Genomic DNA, 15,732 nt, shown 5'->3' on the forward strand with positions numbered 1-15,732 from the left:
CCACGGCCGGCACCACCGCCCGATCCCGGCCGTGGCGATAATGTGCCGGTGAGTCCACGCGAGCGCGCCCCCCGACCCGGCCCCACCACACCCTGCCCGTGCGGCCGGGGCCTGCCGTACGGCGAATGCTGCGGGCCGTTCCTCGCCGGCGGGCACGCGCCCACCGCCGAACAGCTGATGCGTTCGCGGTACACCGCCTTCGCGGTGGGCGACGAGGCGTATCTGCGCCGCACGTGGCACCCCGGGACTCGCCCGGTGCGGCTGGACCTCGATCCGGCGCAGCGGTGGACCGGGCTCGAGGTGCTGCGCACGAGCGGCGGCGGGTTCCTGCACACGGAGGGAACGGTCGAGTTCCGCGCCCACTACAGGTTCGGCGGTCACGCGGACGTGCTGCACGAACACAGCCGGTTCGTCCGCGAGGACGGCCGCTGGCTCTACGTCGACGCTCTCGGCTGACCTGGCGGGCGCGGTTCGGTCGTTCGGCGTACTCAGTCGAAGAGGGCGAACGCGCGCGCCACGAAGAACGCCGCCACTCCGAGCACGATCAACGCGATGAGCAGGATCGCGAAGACGGGCATCACCCGGCTCGGGTTGGGTTGGGGATGCGACAGACCGGAGGTCTGTCCGGCATCGGGCGGCGTGTCCCCGGGCTGTACTCCCCCGCCGGCGTCGAGGCCGGGGGTGTCTTCCGGCTGAGGTCCGGGGTTCTGGGTACTCACGTGCGCTCCTGGTGTCGGCGGTGCGGGAACGGTGCCGAGAGCAGCGCCTCGGCCCCGACGACATACCCGGTTTCCGGCCGCGTAATCCTCGGGCGCGAGCGTCAGCCGAACGGTCCGGGCAGATGACGCGAGAACCAGACGGCCTCGCCGAGCGGCTCCGTCGCCGCGTCGAGGTGCCCGCTCACGTCGGTGAGAGCGTCGACGAGCCCGGTCACGGCGATCTCGTCGGCGAGCGGCAGGGACTCCCGGTCGAGTGCCTCGGCGGCCTCCACGATCGCGGCGATCTCGCGGGCCAGGTCGAACAGCTTGTCGCGAGTGGCACCGACCCGGGACGCGAAACTGGCGTGACTCATGGGGTCCTCTCGGGCAACGTCGTGGGTTCGCGGTCCCCGTCGCCGTCGAGGCGACGTATGTCACCGTCCGCCCCCGGGCGGGGCGCGGACGGTGAGGCCCTGTCTCAGCTCAACCAGCCGAACAGGTCGCGGAACAGATGCATGAACCAGTTGAACTCAGGTCGGAAGTTCCACATGACCGATTTCCTCCTTCCCTGCCTCGACGTCCCGACCCACTGTCTCGGATATCCGGCGGAATGTGATCCGAAACACATTCGAGCGCCCCACCGCCGGGACCCCTCACGATTCCGCCGGCCCGGCGGTCTCGGGGACGTGCAGCGGCCGGTCGTGGCCACTCGCGACGACCCGGGGCGCGAGCCCCGCGATCCGGGACATCGATTCGCGCGCGTAGGCCCGGTTCCACGTAGTGAGGCGGGGCGGACCGGACGTCCCGCGCCTGCGGCGCAGCAGGCCGGGGCAGCGAGCTCACGTCGACCGTCAGCACGGCGCCGCCGGTGATCGCCACCCGGCCGGACCTGCGGAACAACGCGAGGTGCCCCGGTGTGTGCCCCGACCGCACGAGGTAGACGTTGGCCTCGGTCAGGCCGCGGCCGGCCCCGAGCCGGTACACGCCCGCGGCGACCTCTTCCGGATGCGGCCCGTTCCGGGCGGTCGTTCCCGAGCCCGTGCCCGCCGCGGTGCGCCCGCGCCGGGAGGGCGCCCCGTCTTCGGTGCAATTCTCGGACGCGAGGAACCGCGCGGACCTGGTTCGGTAAATTCCATTTTTCCGTAGACCGTGGATTCCACATACCCGGTGCGCCGGTCTCCGCGGCGCACGCTGGGGCGCCACCCCGGCTGCCGCGGCGCGCCGTCACCCGCCGGATCGGTCCCGCCCGGCCGGGGCGAAGTGCTCCAAGAGATGCCTCGCGACCTCGTCCGGTTGCTCGAGCGCCACGGAGTGCCCCGCGGCATCGACCGTGACGTGCCGGCCTCCCGCGGCGTCGGCGATGTTCACCGACGAGATCGGCGGCGGGTAGGCGTGGTCCTCGCGGCCGGCGACGGCGAGGACCGGCACGCGGCAGCCGGCCAGCTCCTCGACGATCCGTCCGCGGTGGATGACGCCGTGGGCCGCGTCTCCGATGCGCGGCCCGAGCCGGGCGATCGCCGCGCGCCAGGTGCTCGTCATCGCGCTCTCCTGAGCGAGGCTCGAATCGCCGAACATGATGTACATGATCGTGTCGACGACGTCGGCCGTGCCGTGCTCGGTGAGGTGGCCGACCAGCGGAGCGAACTCGTCGAGCTTGTACTCCTCCTCCGCCGACGAGCCGAGTGCGGCGGCCGTGCGGAGCAGTTCGGGCCGTCGCGCGGCGAGCCGCAGCGCGACGAATCCGCCGAGGGAGTTCCCGACGACGTGACAGGGTGCGAGATCGAGATGCTCGATCAGGGCCGCGGCGTCCTCGGCGAGAACGTCGACCGCCAGTTCGTCCCGCGCCGCCGGGGCGCTCTCACCCTGCCCACGATGGTCGTAGGCGACCACCCGGTACCCGTCGTCGGCGAATTTCTGCACGAGCGCGTCGAACATCGTGTGATCGAAGAAGAGCGAGTGGCTGAACACGATCGGCACCCCGTCGCGCGGACCGACGTCGACGAAGGCGAGTTCCGTCCCGTTGACCGATGCTCGAAGCATGAGAAACCTCCTGGATCCGGGCCACCGCACCGCGCTGTGGCGCTCGTCACTACACTGCCGACGAGCGTAGGGAGCGGTCCGGTCGCAGCACTCGTCGATCCGCGCAGGACCCTGCCCGTCCCGCGCACGGCCGGTGAGGAGGTCACGGTGACAGCGGACTACCAGGTGCAGTTCACGACGACCCGCCGCGTGCCGCGGCGCGACCGCGCCGAGTTCTGGACCGACCACGTGCGGTTCAACCACGGCACCCTGGACTACTTCTTCCCCGCTCCGGGCGAGCGGTCGCCGGCCGACTTCGCCGGCGCCACGCACGTGCAGCGCTGCGGGAATCACCAGCTCGTCGAGTTCTGGTCCGATCGGATCACCTACGCGCGGACCGCGCGGCACGTCCGGGCGGACGACGACCGGAGCATGCGACTGTTCGTGCCGAAATCCGGCACCCTCACCGTCGCGCACGACGGGGTCACGCTGCCGGTGCCGGTCGGCCGCGCGGCCCTCGTGTCGATGGCCCGCCCCTTCGAGCTCCTCCATCGCGCGCAGACCCGGGCGTGGGTGCTCACCGTGCCCGAAGGGTGCCTGCCCGACCGTGCCGTCGCCGACGGGCCGAGCGTGCTCGACCTGCGCCGCGGCGTCGCGTCGGTGGCGGAGACGATGACGCGGGCGCTGGCCCGGGAACGGAAGTCGTTGTCCGGTCCCGCATTCGTCACGATCAGCGCGCGGGTGATCGAACTCGTGGCCGTCGCCCTGGCCGACCTGCGCGACGGCATCCGCCCGGGCGGCCTGGAGGCGGTGGCCGCGGCCGCCCGGGCCTACGTCGACGAACGTTCGGACGATCCTGACCTGACACCGGCGTCGATCGCGCGCGACCTGGGCTGGTCGCTGCGGCAGCTCCAGCTCGCGTTGCGGACGGCCGGCACCACGCCCGCCGAACTGCTCCGCAACCGGCGGCTGGACCGCGCCCGCAGCCGCCTCGAGGACCCACGCTGGAGCGCGGTCGCCGTGGGCGACATCGCGTTCGCCTCCGGCTTCGGATCGCTCAGCGCGTTCGGGACGGCGTTCCGTGCCCGCTTCGGGACCACCCCGCGGGCGGTGCGCGTCCCGGCCCCGGCGGCCTGGCCGTGAGGAGGCGGCACCGGCTCAGCGCAGCAGCGTCGCCCGCAGGGTCGCCGTGAGCCACGCCCGGTACTCGTCCACGTCCCAGCCGCAGTCGCGGCGCAGCAGCGCATGCACCTGCGGAGAACCCAGCGTGTAGAGCACGTGCGCCGCGTGATCGACGCTCACGTCGTCGCGCAGCAGCCCGTGCCGGTGCAGCCCGACCGCGATCGTGCGCGCGTTGTCCGCGGTGGCGCGGGCGTCCTCGTCGGCGAACCGGCGCATGTCCGGGTCCGCGCCCGACGACTCGACCGAGGTCATCAGCAGCCCGCCGGCCCGCTCGAGCAGGTCCGCGCCGTAACGGACCACCTGCTCGACAATGCGTTCGGCGTCCGATCCCGCCGGGCCGGAGGCGACCCGCCCCGGGCGCGAACGCTCGGCCGGAGCCGGATCGTCGCCGGCCGAGTCCGCGGACCCGCCCGCGACCGCGGCGTCGAGCGCCTCCCGGAACAGTTTGGACTTGCCGCCGGGGAACGCCGTGAAGACGGTTCGCACGGCGACCCCGGCCGTCTCCGCGATCTGCTTGACCGTGGTGCTGACGTACCCGCGATCGACGAAGAGCCGGGCGGCAGCGTCGACGACGGTCGCCCGGGTACGGCGCGCGGCCTCCTCGCGCAGCGGCGAACTGTAGGTCCTCTTGGCATGCTGGGACATCGATCTCAGCGTATCAGCATCGGTTGCATCGAAACTGCAACAGATTTCGGAGGCCTGCAGGCGCGACGACGACCGGGCATGCTGGTCGGGTGCATACCTTCGAGGTCTGGGCTCCGACCCCGCAATCCGTCCGGCTCCGCGTCGACGGCACGGACCACCCCATGCGCCGGGACGACGGCGGCTGGTGGCGCGCCGAGGTCGACGCCTCCCCCGGTGCCCGCTACGGGTACGTCCTCGACGACGACGAGACCGTGCTGCCCGACCCGCGCTCGCCGCGGCAACCCGACGGCGTGCACGGCCTGTCCCAGCTGCACTCGCTCGACGAGAGCGCCTGGACCGACGCGTCCTGGACCGGTCGGCAACTCGCCGGCGGAGTGGTCTACGAGCTGCACGTGGGCACCTTCACCGATGGCGGCACGTTCGACGCGGCCGTCGACCGCCTCGACGACCTCGTCGAGCTCGGGGTGGACCTCGTCGAGCTGATGCCGGTCAACGCCTACAACGGCACCCGCGGCTGGGGCTACGACGGGGTGCTCTGGTATGCGGTGCACGAGCCGTACGGCGGCCCGGACGGCCTGCAGCGCTTCGTGGACGCCGCCCACGCCCGCGGCCTCGGGGTGATCCTGGACGTGGTCTACAACCATCTCGGACCGTCCGGCAACTACCTGGACCGCTACGGCCCGTACCTGTCCGGCGGGCAGGGCACGTGGGGCGCATCGGTCAACCTCGACGGGCCGGACTCCGGCGAGGTGCGCCGCTACATCCTCGACAATGCCCTGCGGTGGATGCGGGACTTCCATATCGACGGGCTGCGCCTGGACGCGGTGCACGCACTGGTCGACCACACCGCCGTGCACCTGCTCGAGGAACTGGCCGTCGCGACGTACCGGATGTCCGCGCACCTCGGCCGGCCGCTGAGCCTGATCGCCGAGAGCGACCTGAACGATCCGAAGACGATCTCGCCCCGCGCCGCCGGCGGCTACGGCCTGCAGGCGCAGTGGGACGACGACATCCACCACGCCGTGCACGCCGCCGTCTCCGGCGAACGACAGGGCTACTACGGCGATTTCGGTTCGCTCGACTGTCTCGCCCGCACCCTGCGGCACGGGTTCTTCCACGCCGGGACCTATTCGAGCTTCCGCGGGCGCACGCACGGGCGCCCGCTCGACGTCGGGCGCATCCCGGCGAGCGCCCTGCTCGCCTACACGTGCACCCACGACCAGGTGGGCAACCGGGCGATCGGCGACCGGCCCGGTCACTACCTCGACCACGGTCAGCTCGCCGTCAAGGCCGCGCTGGTGCTCACCTCCCCCTTCACGCCGATGTTGTTCATGGGCGAGGAGTGGGACGCGAGTTCACCGTTCCAGTACTTCACCTCCCACCCGGAACCCGAGCTGGCCCGGGCCACCGCCGAGGGACGCCGGCGCGAGTTCTCCGAGCACGGATGGGACGCCGAGGACGTGCCCGACCCTCAGGATCCGGAGACGTTCCGGCGGTCGACGCTGAACTGGGCCGAGCGCGCCGAGCCCGGCCACGCGCGGGTGCTCGACTGCTACCGGCAGCTGCTGGCGCTGCGCCGCGAACGCGCCGAGCTGACCGATCCGTGGCTCGAGCACCTGCACGTCGACTACGACGAGGACGAGCGCTGGATCGTGATGCACCGCGGCGGCCTTCATGTGGCGTGCAACCTCGGGCCCGACCCGGTGACCGTGCCCTTCGGTGGTGCTCCCCTGGTGTGGTGGGAGCCGGTTGTGGTCAACCGGACCGGGTCCGCGACGCTCGTGCCGGGGCACTCGTTCGTCGTGCTCGACTCTGCCGTCACACCGCGGGTCTGAGGCCGCGCAGGGTCACCGCAGGCCGTAGGCCGCGCAGGGTCACCGCAGCCGGAGGCGCACAGGATCACCGCCGGCGGAGCATGCGCAGGGTCAGCGCGGCGGTGGCCGCCAGGATCACCGCCGTGGCGGCCGCGGCCCCGTGCGTGCCGGCGACGAACGCGGCCCGCGCCGACTCGAGCAGGGCCTCGGCCTCCGCCGCCGGGAGTCGTCCGGCCGCGGCCACCGCGCCGCCGAGGGTGTCGAACTCGTGGCCGGAGCCCGGAATCCCGAGCCGGGAACGGTAGACGGCCGTGACGACGCTGCCGAGCACCGCCACCCCCAGCGCGACACCGAGTTCGTACGCCGTCTCCGACACCGCCGACGCGGCGCCGGCCCGGTCCGCCGGGGCGGCCCCGACCACCAGGTCGGTGGTGAGGGTCAGCGCGACGCCGACCCCCACGCCGATGAGGGTGAAGCCGACGACGAACAACCCCGCCCCGCGGGTGGTGCCGAGAGCCAGCAACATCGCCGCACCCACGGCCGCGATGGCCAGAGCACCCGACAGGACGGTCCCGACGGGCAGGCGCCGCACGAGCCATGCCGCTCCGAGCGAGGACAGAGCGCTGGTCGCGGTCCCGGGGAGCATCAGCAGACCCGCCTGTAGTGGTCCGATCCCGAGCACCAGCTGCAGATACTGCGACCCGAAGAACAGCACCCCGGCGAGGGCGAAGATCGCCAGCAGATTCGTCAGTACGGCCGCGGAGAACTCGCGCCGCCGGAACAGAGTGAGATCGAGCAGCGGGTTCTTCGCGACCCGCTGACGGTGCACGAACGCCGCGGCGGCCGTCAGACCGCCGCCCAGCGCGACCAGCGCGGCGGCATGCGGGCCGTGCAGCGCCGTTTCCTTGACCGCGTAGACGATCGGAACCACGGCCAGCAGCGACAGCGCGGCCCCCGGCAGGTCGAAGCGGCCCGGGTGCGGATCCCGCGATTCCGGGACGAGGAACGGCCCGGCGAGGACGAGCACCGCCATGATCGGCAGGTTGATCAGGAAGACCGACCCCCACCAGAAGTGTTCGAGCAGCCAGCCGCCCACGAGCGGGCCGAGCGCTGCGCCGCCGCCGGCCATCGCGCCCCACACGCCGATGGCGACGGTCCGCTCCCGCGGGTCGGTGAACATGTGCCGGATGAGCCCCAGGGTCGCGGGCATGAGGGTGGCGCCGGAGATTCCCTGCAATGCACGCGCCAGGATCAGCATCTCGGGGCTCACCGCCCACGCCGCGACGGCCGAGGCCGCGGCGAAGCCGACGGCGCCGACCAGCAGGAGCCGGCGACGGCCGACGCGGTCGCCGAGCACGCCCATCGTCACGAGCAGGCCGGCGACGGCGAACGAGTACACGTCGATGATCCACAGCAGCTGCACCCCGCTCGGGGCCAGATCGGCACTGAGGAAGGGCAGGGCGAGGTCGAGAACGGTCGCGTCGACCGCGATCAGCAACACGGCACAGGCGAGTACCACCAGCCCCGCCCAGGTGCGCACACCCGCGGGCGCAGGCCCGGTCCCCGCGTCCGCCGGGCGGAGCCCCGGCATCTGCCCGGTGTTCGTCATCCGTCTTCCCTCCACACTGAACCGTCCAGCCGGTACAGAAATACGGTAGCACCGACCGTCCGGACGGTACAAAGACAATCGGTAGAATCGGCCCATGGCCTCCGACACCCGCGACCGCATCCTCGACGCCCTCGAACGCACCCTCGTCGACGTGGGGGTCGCCCAGGTGACGCTCGAGGGCGTCGCGGCCGCCGCGGGCGTCTCGAAAGGCGGCCTGCTGTACCACTTTCCGACCAAGGAGTCGATGCTCGCCGCGATGGTGCGGCGCCTCGGCGAACGGGGCGACGCCCGGCTCGCCGATGCCGTCGCCGGCGGCACCCCGGTCGCGGAGTGGTATCTCGCCGATCCGGACGAGACCGGCGACGCCGCGGAGATGGCCCTGTTCCGGTCCACGGTGGCGGCGCTGCGCAGTGCCGACGGCCAGCACGACGACGTGCAGCGCGCGGTGGTCGAGGTGATGCGCTCGTGGGACGAGGGCCTGCGCGCCGAGATCGACGATCCCGTCACCGCCGAGATCGTGCGCCTCGTGGGCGACGGCATCTACCTCGGTGCGATGCTCGGCCTCCCGAAGCCCGATCCGGAACTGCACAGACAGGTGGTCGCCCGCCTGCTCGGCTCCGCACACCCCTGATCGCCGGAACCGCCGCCACACCCGCACCGATCGGAATCACCCGGGCGGCGCACGCGGTTCACGGGCGCCGGCACACACCGGACGGGCGGGCCCGGCGGCGACAACACACCTCCCCCGCCGGGAATCCCGTGCGGCTCAGGTGAGATAACGGTAGGCCGGCGAGCCCGGCTCGAGCCGCTGCGCCTCGATCGGCGAGGCCGACATGCGCGCCAGCAGCGGCGACAGGCCGTCCGCCGCCCCGAGTTCGATGCCGACCAGCGCCGCCCCGAATTCCCGGTTGTTGCGCTTGACGTACTCGAACAGCGTGATGTCGTCGTCGGGTCCGAGCACCTCGTCGAGGAACCGCCGCAACGCACCCGGCTCCTGGGGGAAGTCCACCAGGAAGTAGTGCTTGAGGCCGCGGTGCACGAGGGAGCGCTCGATGATTTCCCCGTAGCGGGAGACGTCGTTGTTGCCCCCCGAGATCAGGCACACCACCGTCGAGCCCGGCGCGATGGTCAACCCCTCGAGAGCAGCGACGGACAGCGCGCCCGCGGGCTCGGCGATGATGCCCTCGTTCTGGTACAGATCCAGCATCGCGGTGCACACTGCACCCTCGTCGACCTGGGTCATCCCGAACGGCCCGGTGCCCAGACCGTCGTTGCGGAGCGCCGCGACCAGCGGCAGGTTCGCGTGGGAGACGATCTCGGCGCCGAGCCGGGAGACCACCGCGTACGGCACGTCGCCGACCCGCTTGACGGCGGCACCGTCGACGAACGGATCCACCTCGGGCAGGGTCACCGGTCCGCCCGCGACGAGGGCCGCGGTCATCGACGCCGCGCCGGCCGGTTCCACCCCGACGATGGAGGTGGACGGCGACTTCTCGTGCAGGTACGCCGCGATGCCGGCCAGACAACCGCCACCGCCGACCGGAACCAGCACCAGGTCCGGCGCCGCGGGCAGCTGGTCGAGCACCTCGCGGGCGATGGTCCCCTGCCCCGCCGCGGTGCGCGCGTCGTCGAACGGCGCGACCATCGTCGCGCCGGTACGCGCGACGTCCTCGGCGGCGGCGGCCGCCGCCGCGTCGAACGTGTCGCCCGTGGGGATGAGTTCGACGAAGGCACCGCCGTGCGCACGGATGCGGTCCCGCTTCTGCTTCGGGGTCCGGGTGGGCACGTAGATCCGGCCCATCACCCCCATCGCCCGGCAGGCGTAGGCCACACCCTGCGCGTGATTGCCGGCGCTGGCCGTCACCACACCCGCCTCGCGTTCGGCGGGAGAGAGCTGCGCCATGACGTTGTATGCGCCGCGCAGCTTGTAGGAGCGGACGCGGGTGAGGTCCTCGCGCTTGAGATAGACGTTCGCGCCGGTGAGGACGGAGAGCCGCTCGCTGTGCTCGAGCGGGGTGGGCGCGACCACCGCCGAAATTCGCTCCGCCGCGGCCTCGATGTCGGCCACGCTCAGGGCGGGCAGGTGCATCGGATCGGCGGCTCGCGAGGTAGTGGTCACCTACCTATGCTGCCACTGCCCGCCCGGAACCCCCAACGCGGGTTTCGTCACCCCGCCGGCCACACCCGGCTCCCGCGCTCGCGCGTCAGCGCGGTTCCAGGATCAGGAGCGGGATCTCCCGGTCCGTCTTCTTCTGGTACTCCGCGTAATCGGGGAAGGCCTCGACCGCGCGCCGCCACCACAGATCCTTCTCCTCGCCGTGGACCTCGCGGGCGGTCATGTCCCGGACCGTCGGCCCGTCACGCAGTTCGACGTGCGGGTCCGCCAGGACGTTGTAGTACCAGACCGGATGCTTCGGGGCACCGCCGAGGGAGGCGACCACCGCGTAGACGCCGTCGTGCTCGACCCGCATCAGCGGGGTCTTGCGCAGCTTGCCGGTCCTCGCTCCGCGGCTGGTCAGCACGACGACGGGCCGGCCGTTCAGGGTAGTACCCTCGGTACCGCCGGAACTCTCGTACAGCGCCACCTGGTCGGCGGCCCACTGGGACGGACTCGGTTCGTATTCTCCGGTGAGAGGCATGGCCCCGATTCGACCACGCCCGGCCGCCCCTCGCTGCCAAAACACGGCTCATCTGTCAAACCACCAGCGAAAAAGGGTCGCCAGGCAACCGACGTGCATTCAACGTCTCGACCAGCCGCCGGATCACTGGCTTCGGCTCGGACTCCCGATGCAGCCGCAACGCGCGTTCACGCAGTTGGCTGGGCACTTCCACATTCTCACGTGTATGGGTGCCAGAATATGATTAGCGTGACTAATTATCGGTTACATTGGCAGTTCGGGGCGTGGACACTCGAGAAGGACCGGTCTTGCTGTATTCGCCGAAGCGCGTCTGCCGGCCAGTCGGCCGCGACGATCGCGCCGACGGCAAGACGAAAGGATGCTGGTCCGAGTCCGTCACAACGGTGGCAACGTACTGATCGCATGGAAGCCCAACGGTTTCATTCCGGGGTGTCCGCGCACCGCCGCGCCTACCTGCGCAAAGGATGCAGGTGCGGGCCTCGACCTCACCGACCACGCGGTTGACCGGCGCCGGCGTGGGGCGACAGTCAGCCAGGTCGAACCAGTCCGAGAGGGACTCGAGCAGCCAGGGGTGTCGAGCAGACCGCCGACCAGCAGGACGGGCAGTCCTCCCGCCTCCAACGGTGGGGCCGTAACTCCTCGGACCAGGTTGTGTGACTGCTGCCGCTGCCGAAGGGCACGTGCCTCCTCGTACAGGGGCACGTGCAGCGCGGTGGCGAACCGGTCGGCCGCACGCAACAGATCAACAGCCATGTGATAACTCTTGCGTGGATGACCTCGGTCACTCGACGGGGAAATCCCTCGAACTCGCCGTCCACCCGCTCCGATCGGGGACAACCCGGCGCGTCCGGTCCAGGGTTTCCCCCGTCGCCGGTCACCGTGCCCGTGCCGAATGCTGTTCTACGTCAACCATTCGTGCCGGCGGCTCATCACCCGCCCGGCGCACACTGCGAGGGAGAACACCTTGACCAAGAACGTGTGTCGTGCAGCGGTGGCCGCCCCCAAGGCGATCCATCCCGTCAGGCTCGGCCCGCTTGCTCCCGCATCCGCGTCGATGTTCAGGGTGCCGGTCGTGGGCGGGTCGTGGGCGCGGCACTGTCACGTCGAGCGCCCACCTATCGGGAATCGGCAGGTCAGGTAGTCGACTACTCGTTACCGCCGCAGGACGAAGTGCGAGGCCTTCTGCACGGATGCTCTCCCCAGACCCGATATGGGACTTGCGAGTGCGTCGCAGGATGTGCCGATGAAGTGAGGGCGTCATGACCGAAGACGCAGCGATCGCCGAAGCCACGGGACGGTTCACCTCCGCCCGGCGCCGAAGCGGCTCGCCCGGCAGCGTGTCCGCCGTCGTCCGGTCCGGCCGCTGACTGCACGGTTCGTCCTGTCCCCACCCGTGGCATTTCCTCTCGGGGTAGAGATTTGCAACCTGGGGTGCCTACTGGGGGCAGCGGCGCCGGCACATTGTGGTAGGCGATCAGCTGCGCACCAGGCGGAGCGCAACGATGCAGAGATTCCGGGTAGGCCCGGCGCTCCCGAACCTGACCCCAGCCCCTACGTGTGGGGTCGCCCAAGGGCACCCGTGACGGTGACCCGATCGGGCCAGACCTCACCACATCGGGAAGCGACAAGAAGAGCAGGGACCGAAGTCCCGGGAGGAGCACGGCATGGTAACGAGCGGTCGAAGTCATGGACGCGAACAGCGGCGGGTCGTCGACTACCTGGTCGATGCGGTGGCCGCGCTGGGCGTGCGGAACATCTTCGGGGTGGACGGCGCCAACATCGAGGACCTCTACGACGCGGTCTTCGATGCCGACGTGGATGTGACCGGGGTGGTTGCCAAGCACGAGTTCTCCGCGGCCACCATGGCCGACGGGTACGCACGCTCGTCGAGTGGGCTCGGTGTTGTCGCCGCCACCTCGGGTGGTGGCGCGATGAACCTGGTCGCCGGACTGGCCGAGTCCTACACCTCGCGGGTGCCGGTGCTGGCCCTGGTCGGTCAGCCACCGACCACGTTGGAGGGCGGCGGGGCGTTCCAGGATTCCAGCGGCCGGGCGGGTTCGATCGACGCTGCGCGGTTGTTCTTCGAGATCTCCCGCTACTGCGCGCGGGTCGAGCGGCCCGAGGACATCGCCGAGCACCTGGAGCGGGCGGTGTCCGCGGCGCTGTGCGGTGGGCCTGCGGTATTGCTGTTGCCCAAGGATGTTCAGCAGGCCACCGTTACGGGGCCCCGGTTCACCCCGCCGACCCGCCGGGTGGTTCGCGATCACATCGGGCTGGCCCGGGTCGCCGAGATGATCGCCGCGGCCCGGCGGACCGGCAAGATCGTGCTCATCGTCGGCGATCAGGTGGCGCGCAACGATGCCCGCGCGCAGGTGCGGGCGTTGGCCGTCGCGTTGGACGCGGCGGTCGGGGTGGCACCGGATGCGAAGGATTGCTACGCCGCCGACGAGCATGGATTCTGCGGTGTGGCAGGCATAATGGGCCACGCCGAACTCGTCGACGCCGTGCAGCAGGCGGCGTTGTGCCTGCTGGTGGGCACCCGGATGCCGATGACCGCACGAGCCGGGCTCGACGGTGCGCTGGCCGGAGTGCCGGTGGCCAGCATCGGCGCCGAACCACCCTATGCGCCCACGGTGCACGCGGTGAGCATGGACCTCGGGTCGACACTGGACGAGCTCACGGCGCTGTTCGACGTCGACGGCGTACCGGAACCGGCAGGCCCGCAGGCCCTGACGACGCTGGAGGTACCCGACTCCTCGGGTCCGGGGCTGCGCTACCGCGAGGCCGTGGAGGCGATCACAGCGATGCTGCCGGCGGGAGCGGACGTGTTCGCCGACGCCGGGAACACGGGCGCATCGGTGGTGCATCATCTTTCGGTGCCCCGCGGCGGGCGGTTCGTGGTCGCCCTCGGGATGGGCGGCATGGGCTACAGCTTCGGCGCGGGGATCGGCTCGGCGTTCGCGCGGAACAGAAGGACGTTCGTGATCGCCGGGGACGGCGCGTTCTTCATGCACGGCCTGGAGATGCACACCGCGATCGAGCACGACCTGCCGGTGACATTCATCGTGTTCAACAACAACGCGCACGCGATGTGCGTGACCCGCGAGCAACTGTTCTACCGCGATCGATACAGCTTCAACCGATTCCGGCCGGCCCTGCTCGGCGAGGGGATCGCGGCGATGTTCCCGACGCTGCCGGCATTCGCCGCGCGAAGTGTCGGCGAGCTGACCGACGCGCTGGCACGCAGCGCGCACACCGAAGGCCCGTCGTTCGTAGCGGTGGACTGCGATCCCGACGAGATACCACCGTTCCTGCCGTTCCTGACCAGCCCCCGATAAAGAACCGAAGGAGAGAAATCGTGACCATCAGTCTTCCCGCTCTGAGCGACATCGCCGAGGATCTGATCCCGGGTGTGCTGCGGATCGAAAATTCCGACAAGGAGGCCACCACACCGATCATCGTGGACATGCTGCGGTCGGTGTACCCGCACGACCAGGTGTTCGGTCAGTTCTGCCCGGTCAACGCCTACATCGCGGCGCCGCCGCGTGAGGTGTACGAGTACCTTGCGGACACCCGGTGTCTGGAGGAGTGGACCTACAGCCTGCGCGGGTTCACCGAGACCGACGAGCCCGGGCTGTGGCTCTCCTACGACCGACTCGGCGACCAGACGAAATGCTATGTGCGCACCGTCGCGAACCCCGACGCGATGACGGTGGACTACCACTGCGCGTGGGACCAGGGCCGACACCTGTGGATGATCTATCTGATGCGGGTGGTCGATGCGCAGGTGGTGCTCAACAAGCCCGGATCGGTGGTGCTGTGGACCAACTGCCGCCACCCGTTCTACGACGAGAACCCTTACCCGGAGACGGCACCGGCGAACCGCCCGGTGTGGGTCGGCGACTTCTGGGACATGTTCTCCGCCGGACATCAGTTGGAGATGGACAACCTCAAGGCCATCTGCGAGTACCGCGCCACCCACGGTCTGCCGATCAAGCCGGAATGGATGAAATGAGCATGACAGTGCACGCACCGATGACAGCGGCCCGGCCCACGGTCAGCCTGGTCGACGTCGCCAGCTATCTACCGGAGAATCGGGTTCCCACCGAATATTTCACTCAGTTCTCCCGCTCGGACCGGATGGCGAAGAACGTCATGTTCCGCTCGCCGAAGTATCGGCACCACGTGGCCCGTGACGAGACTGCGGTGGACATGGTGGAGCGGGCGGTGGCCCCGCTGATCGACAGGCACGGCGCGGACACGATTTCGAACGTGGATGTGCTGCTCACCCACACCCAGCTGCCCGACAACCCGGTGCTCGGCTGCGGCCCGGAGGTGGCCCGCCGGTTGGGATTGCGCCCGGACTGGGTGATCGACGTGCACAACGGCGGCTGCGCGTCGTTCGTGCACATGATGGCGCTGGCCCGGACCATCCTGCAGAGCTCCGATGCGACCACGGCGCTGGTCGCCACGACCCAGAACAGTGCGGGACAGGTCTTCACCCAGAGCGAGATCCGAGGGTTGGCGCATGCCTCGGTCCCCGGCGACGGCTGCGGGGTCGGCCTGTTGACCAAATCCGACGACGCCCCGATCCTGGGCATCGAATGCCGCACCTATCCGGAGTTCGGTGGGGACATGACCTTCGAGGGAGTTCCGGTCTCCGATCGCAAGTACTGGGAGCCGGGCCTCGGGCAGGTCTGCGTGGGGTTCACCGAGTCCAAGATCACCAAGGTGTTCGCCCGCGGCAACCGGCTGGTGCCGGAGGTGGCGCTGGCGGTCTGCGATCGGATCGGCGTGCAATCCGCCGAGGTCGACACCTTCGTCACCAACCAACCCAACCGGCTGTTCCTGCGGAACTGGCGCGAGGCCATGCAGCTGACCCCGGAGCAGCACCCGGACACCTTCGACGAGTGCGGAAACCTTTTCGGCGCCGGCATTCCGGTGACGCTGGATACCGCCAACCGGGACGGGCGCATCGGCAACGGGTCACTGGTGGTGCTGGCCGGATTCGCCCACGCCGGCGACTTCGCCGGTGCGGCCGCCGTCCGATGGGGAGCGGGGCCGACGCCATGACCGGCGAGATCGCGGAGGCGACGACACCGTCGGCGGGGAGCGGCGTGACCAGG

15 protein-coding genes are annotated in these 15,732 nt (G+C 70.6%); 7 read left to right on the plus strand and 8 right to left on the minus strand.

Annotated elements, in window-relative coordinates; all coding sequences use genetic code 11:
* Positions 1-48: 48 nt before the first annotated feature.
* A complete protein-coding gene (locus KZJ41_RS16340) occupies positions 49-456 on the plus strand; it encodes a YchJ family protein (protein WP_082120248.1) in 408 nt (135 codons plus the stop codon).
* Between the two features lie 32 nt (positions 457-488).
* Here the strand turns inward: KZJ41_RS16340 and KZJ41_RS16345 are convergent, their stop codons facing one another.
* From KZJ41_RS16345 to KZJ41_RS16355, 3 genes are all read right to left on the minus strand, one after another.
* Positions 489-719, minus strand: coding sequence for a DUF6480 family protein (locus KZJ41_RS16345; RefSeq protein ID WP_006943781.1), 231 nt, complete (start codon positions 717-719; stop codon positions 489-491).
* 101 nt (positions 720-820) lie between these two features.
* Entirely contained in the window at positions 821-1,072 is a 252-nt protein-coding gene (locus tag KZJ41_RS16350; RefSeq protein ID WP_006943779.1) for a hypothetical protein, read from the minus strand.
* Between the two features lie 850 nt (positions 1,073-1,922).
* Positions 1,923-2,981 carry an alpha/beta fold hydrolase gene (locus KZJ41_RS16355; RefSeq protein WP_251549291.1) on the minus strand — a complete coding sequence of 353 codons (1,059 nt, stop codon included), beginning with the start codon at positions 2,979-2,981 and terminating at the stop codon, positions 1,923-1,925.
* On the opposite strand from KZJ41_RS16355, the gene KZJ41_RS16360 reads away from it, so the two are divergent.
* The gene (locus tag KZJ41_RS16360) at positions 2,886-3,860 is read left to right on the plus strand and encodes an AraC family transcriptional regulator (RefSeq protein WP_051359257.1); all 975 of its coding nucleotides are present in this window, start codon (positions 2,886-2,888) and stop codon (positions 3,858-3,860) included. The genes KZJ41_RS16355 and KZJ41_RS16360 overlap by 96 nt on opposite strands.
* Positions 3,861-3,875: 15 nt before the next feature.
* Here KZJ41_RS16360 and KZJ41_RS16365 read toward each other — a convergent pair whose 3' ends face one another.
* Positions 3,876-4,544, minus strand: coding sequence for a TetR/AcrR family transcriptional regulator (locus tag KZJ41_RS16365; protein ID WP_251549293.1), 669 nt, complete (start codon positions 4,542-4,544; stop codon positions 3,876-3,878).
* Positions 4,545-4,567: 23 nt separating this feature from the next.
* On the opposite strand from KZJ41_RS16365, the gene treZ reads away from it, so the two are divergent.
* Positions 4,568-6,379 (plus strand): malto-oligosyltrehalose trehalohydrolase, encoded by a 1,812-nt coding sequence (gene treZ / locus KZJ41_RS16370; protein WP_161995589.1) that lies wholly within the window; start codon positions 4,568-4,570, stop codon positions 6,377-6,379.
* A gap of 64 nt (positions 6,380-6,443) precedes the next feature.
* Here treZ and KZJ41_RS16375 read toward each other — a convergent pair whose 3' ends face one another.
* On the minus strand, positions 6,444-7,967 hold the full coding sequence (locus KZJ41_RS16375; RefSeq protein WP_102799768.1) for an MFS transporter: 1,524 nt from the start codon (positions 7,965-7,967) through the stop codon (positions 6,444-6,446).
* Positions 7,968-8,061: 94 nt separating this feature from the next.
* On the opposite strand from KZJ41_RS16375, the gene KZJ41_RS16380 reads away from it, so the two are divergent.
* On the plus strand, positions 8,062-8,598 hold the full coding sequence (locus KZJ41_RS16380; protein WP_006943765.1) for a TetR/AcrR family transcriptional regulator: 537 nt from the start codon (positions 8,062-8,064) through the stop codon (positions 8,596-8,598).
* A gap of 135 nt (positions 8,599-8,733) precedes the next feature.
* Here KZJ41_RS16380 and ilvA read toward each other — a convergent pair whose 3' ends face one another.
* From ilvA to KZJ41_RS28460, 3 genes are all read right to left on the minus strand, one after another.
* A complete protein-coding gene (ilvA, locus tag KZJ41_RS16385) occupies positions 8,734-10,056 on the minus strand; it encodes a threonine ammonia-lyase IlvA (RefSeq protein ID WP_037200948.1) in 1,323 nt (440 codons plus the stop codon).
* 115 nt (positions 10,057-10,171) lie between these two features.
* A complete protein-coding gene (locus KZJ41_RS16390; protein WP_006943762.1) occupies positions 10,172-10,606 on the minus strand; it encodes a nitroreductase family deazaflavin-dependent oxidoreductase in 435 nt (144 codons plus the stop codon).
* A 55-nt stretch (positions 10,607-10,661) separates the two neighbouring features.
* Positions 10,662-10,793: a hypothetical protein gene (locus KZJ41_RS28460; RefSeq protein ID WP_255326746.1), complete on the minus strand. Its 132-nt coding sequence runs from the start codon at positions 10,791-10,793 to the stop codon at positions 10,662-10,664.
* Positions 10,794-12,270: 1,477 nt separating this feature from the next.
* On the opposite strand from KZJ41_RS28460, the gene KZJ41_RS16395 reads away from it, so the two are divergent.
* The 3 genes from KZJ41_RS16395 to KZJ41_RS16405 are packed head-to-tail and all read left to right on the plus strand — an operon-like array spanning position 12,271 to position 15,679.
* Positions 12,271-13,944, plus strand: coding sequence for a thiamine pyrophosphate-binding protein (locus KZJ41_RS16395; protein ID WP_065922498.1), 1,674 nt, complete (start codon positions 12,271-12,273; stop codon positions 13,942-13,944).
* A 20-nt stretch (positions 13,945-13,964) separates the two neighbouring features.
* Complete coding sequence (locus KZJ41_RS16400; protein ID WP_006943756.1) at positions 13,965-14,621, plus strand: hypothetical protein; 657 nt, start codon at positions 13,965-13,967, stop codon at positions 14,619-14,621.
* Between the two features lie 2 nt (positions 14,622-14,623).
* Positions 14,624-15,679, plus strand: a complete 1,056-nt coding sequence (locus KZJ41_RS16405) for a 3-oxoacyl-ACP synthase III family protein (RefSeq protein ID WP_029544146.1) — start codon at positions 14,624-14,626, stop codon at positions 15,677-15,679.
* Positions 15,680-15,732 lie beyond the last annotated feature (53 nt).

Source organism: Rhodococcus sp. 11-3, assembly GCF_023704055.1.
GTDB lineage: Bacteria > Actinomycetota > Actinomycetes > Mycobacteriales > Mycobacteriaceae > Rhodococcus > Rhodococcus aetherivorans.

Bases quoted from the DNA above. Each gene is read 5' to 3' on its own strand.
- KZJ41_RS16350 (WP_006943779.1), bottom strand. From the start codon at position 1,072: ATGAGTCACGCCAGTTTCGCGTCCCGGGTCGGTGCCACTCGCGACAAG.
- KZJ41_RS16365 (WP_251549293.1), bottom strand. From the start codon at position 4,544: ATGTCCCAGCATGCCAAGAGGACCTACAGTTCGCCGCTGCGCGAGGAG.
- KZJ41_RS16375 (WP_102799768.1), bottom strand. From the start codon at position 7,967: ATGACGAACACCGGGCAGATGCCGGGGCTCCGCCCGGCGGACGCGGGG.
- KZJ41_RS16380 (WP_006943765.1), top strand. From the start codon at position 8,062: ATGGCCTCCGACACCCGCGACCGCATCCTCGACGCCCTCGAACGCACC.
- ilvA (WP_037200948.1), bottom strand. From the start codon at position 10,056: ATGCACCTGCCCGCCCTGAGCGTGGCCGACATCGAGGCCGCGGCGGAG.
- KZJ41_RS16390 (WP_006943762.1), bottom strand. From the start codon at position 10,606: ATGCCTCTCACCGGAGAATACGAACCGAGTCCGTCCCAGTGGGCCGCC.
- KZJ41_RS16395 (WP_065922498.1), top strand. From the start codon at position 12,271: ATGGTAACGAGCGGTCGAAGTCATGGACGCGAACAGCGGCGGGTCGTC.
- KZJ41_RS16405 (WP_029544146.1), top strand. From the start codon at position 14,624: ATGACAGTGCACGCACCGATGACAGCGGCCCGGCCCACGGTCAGCCTG.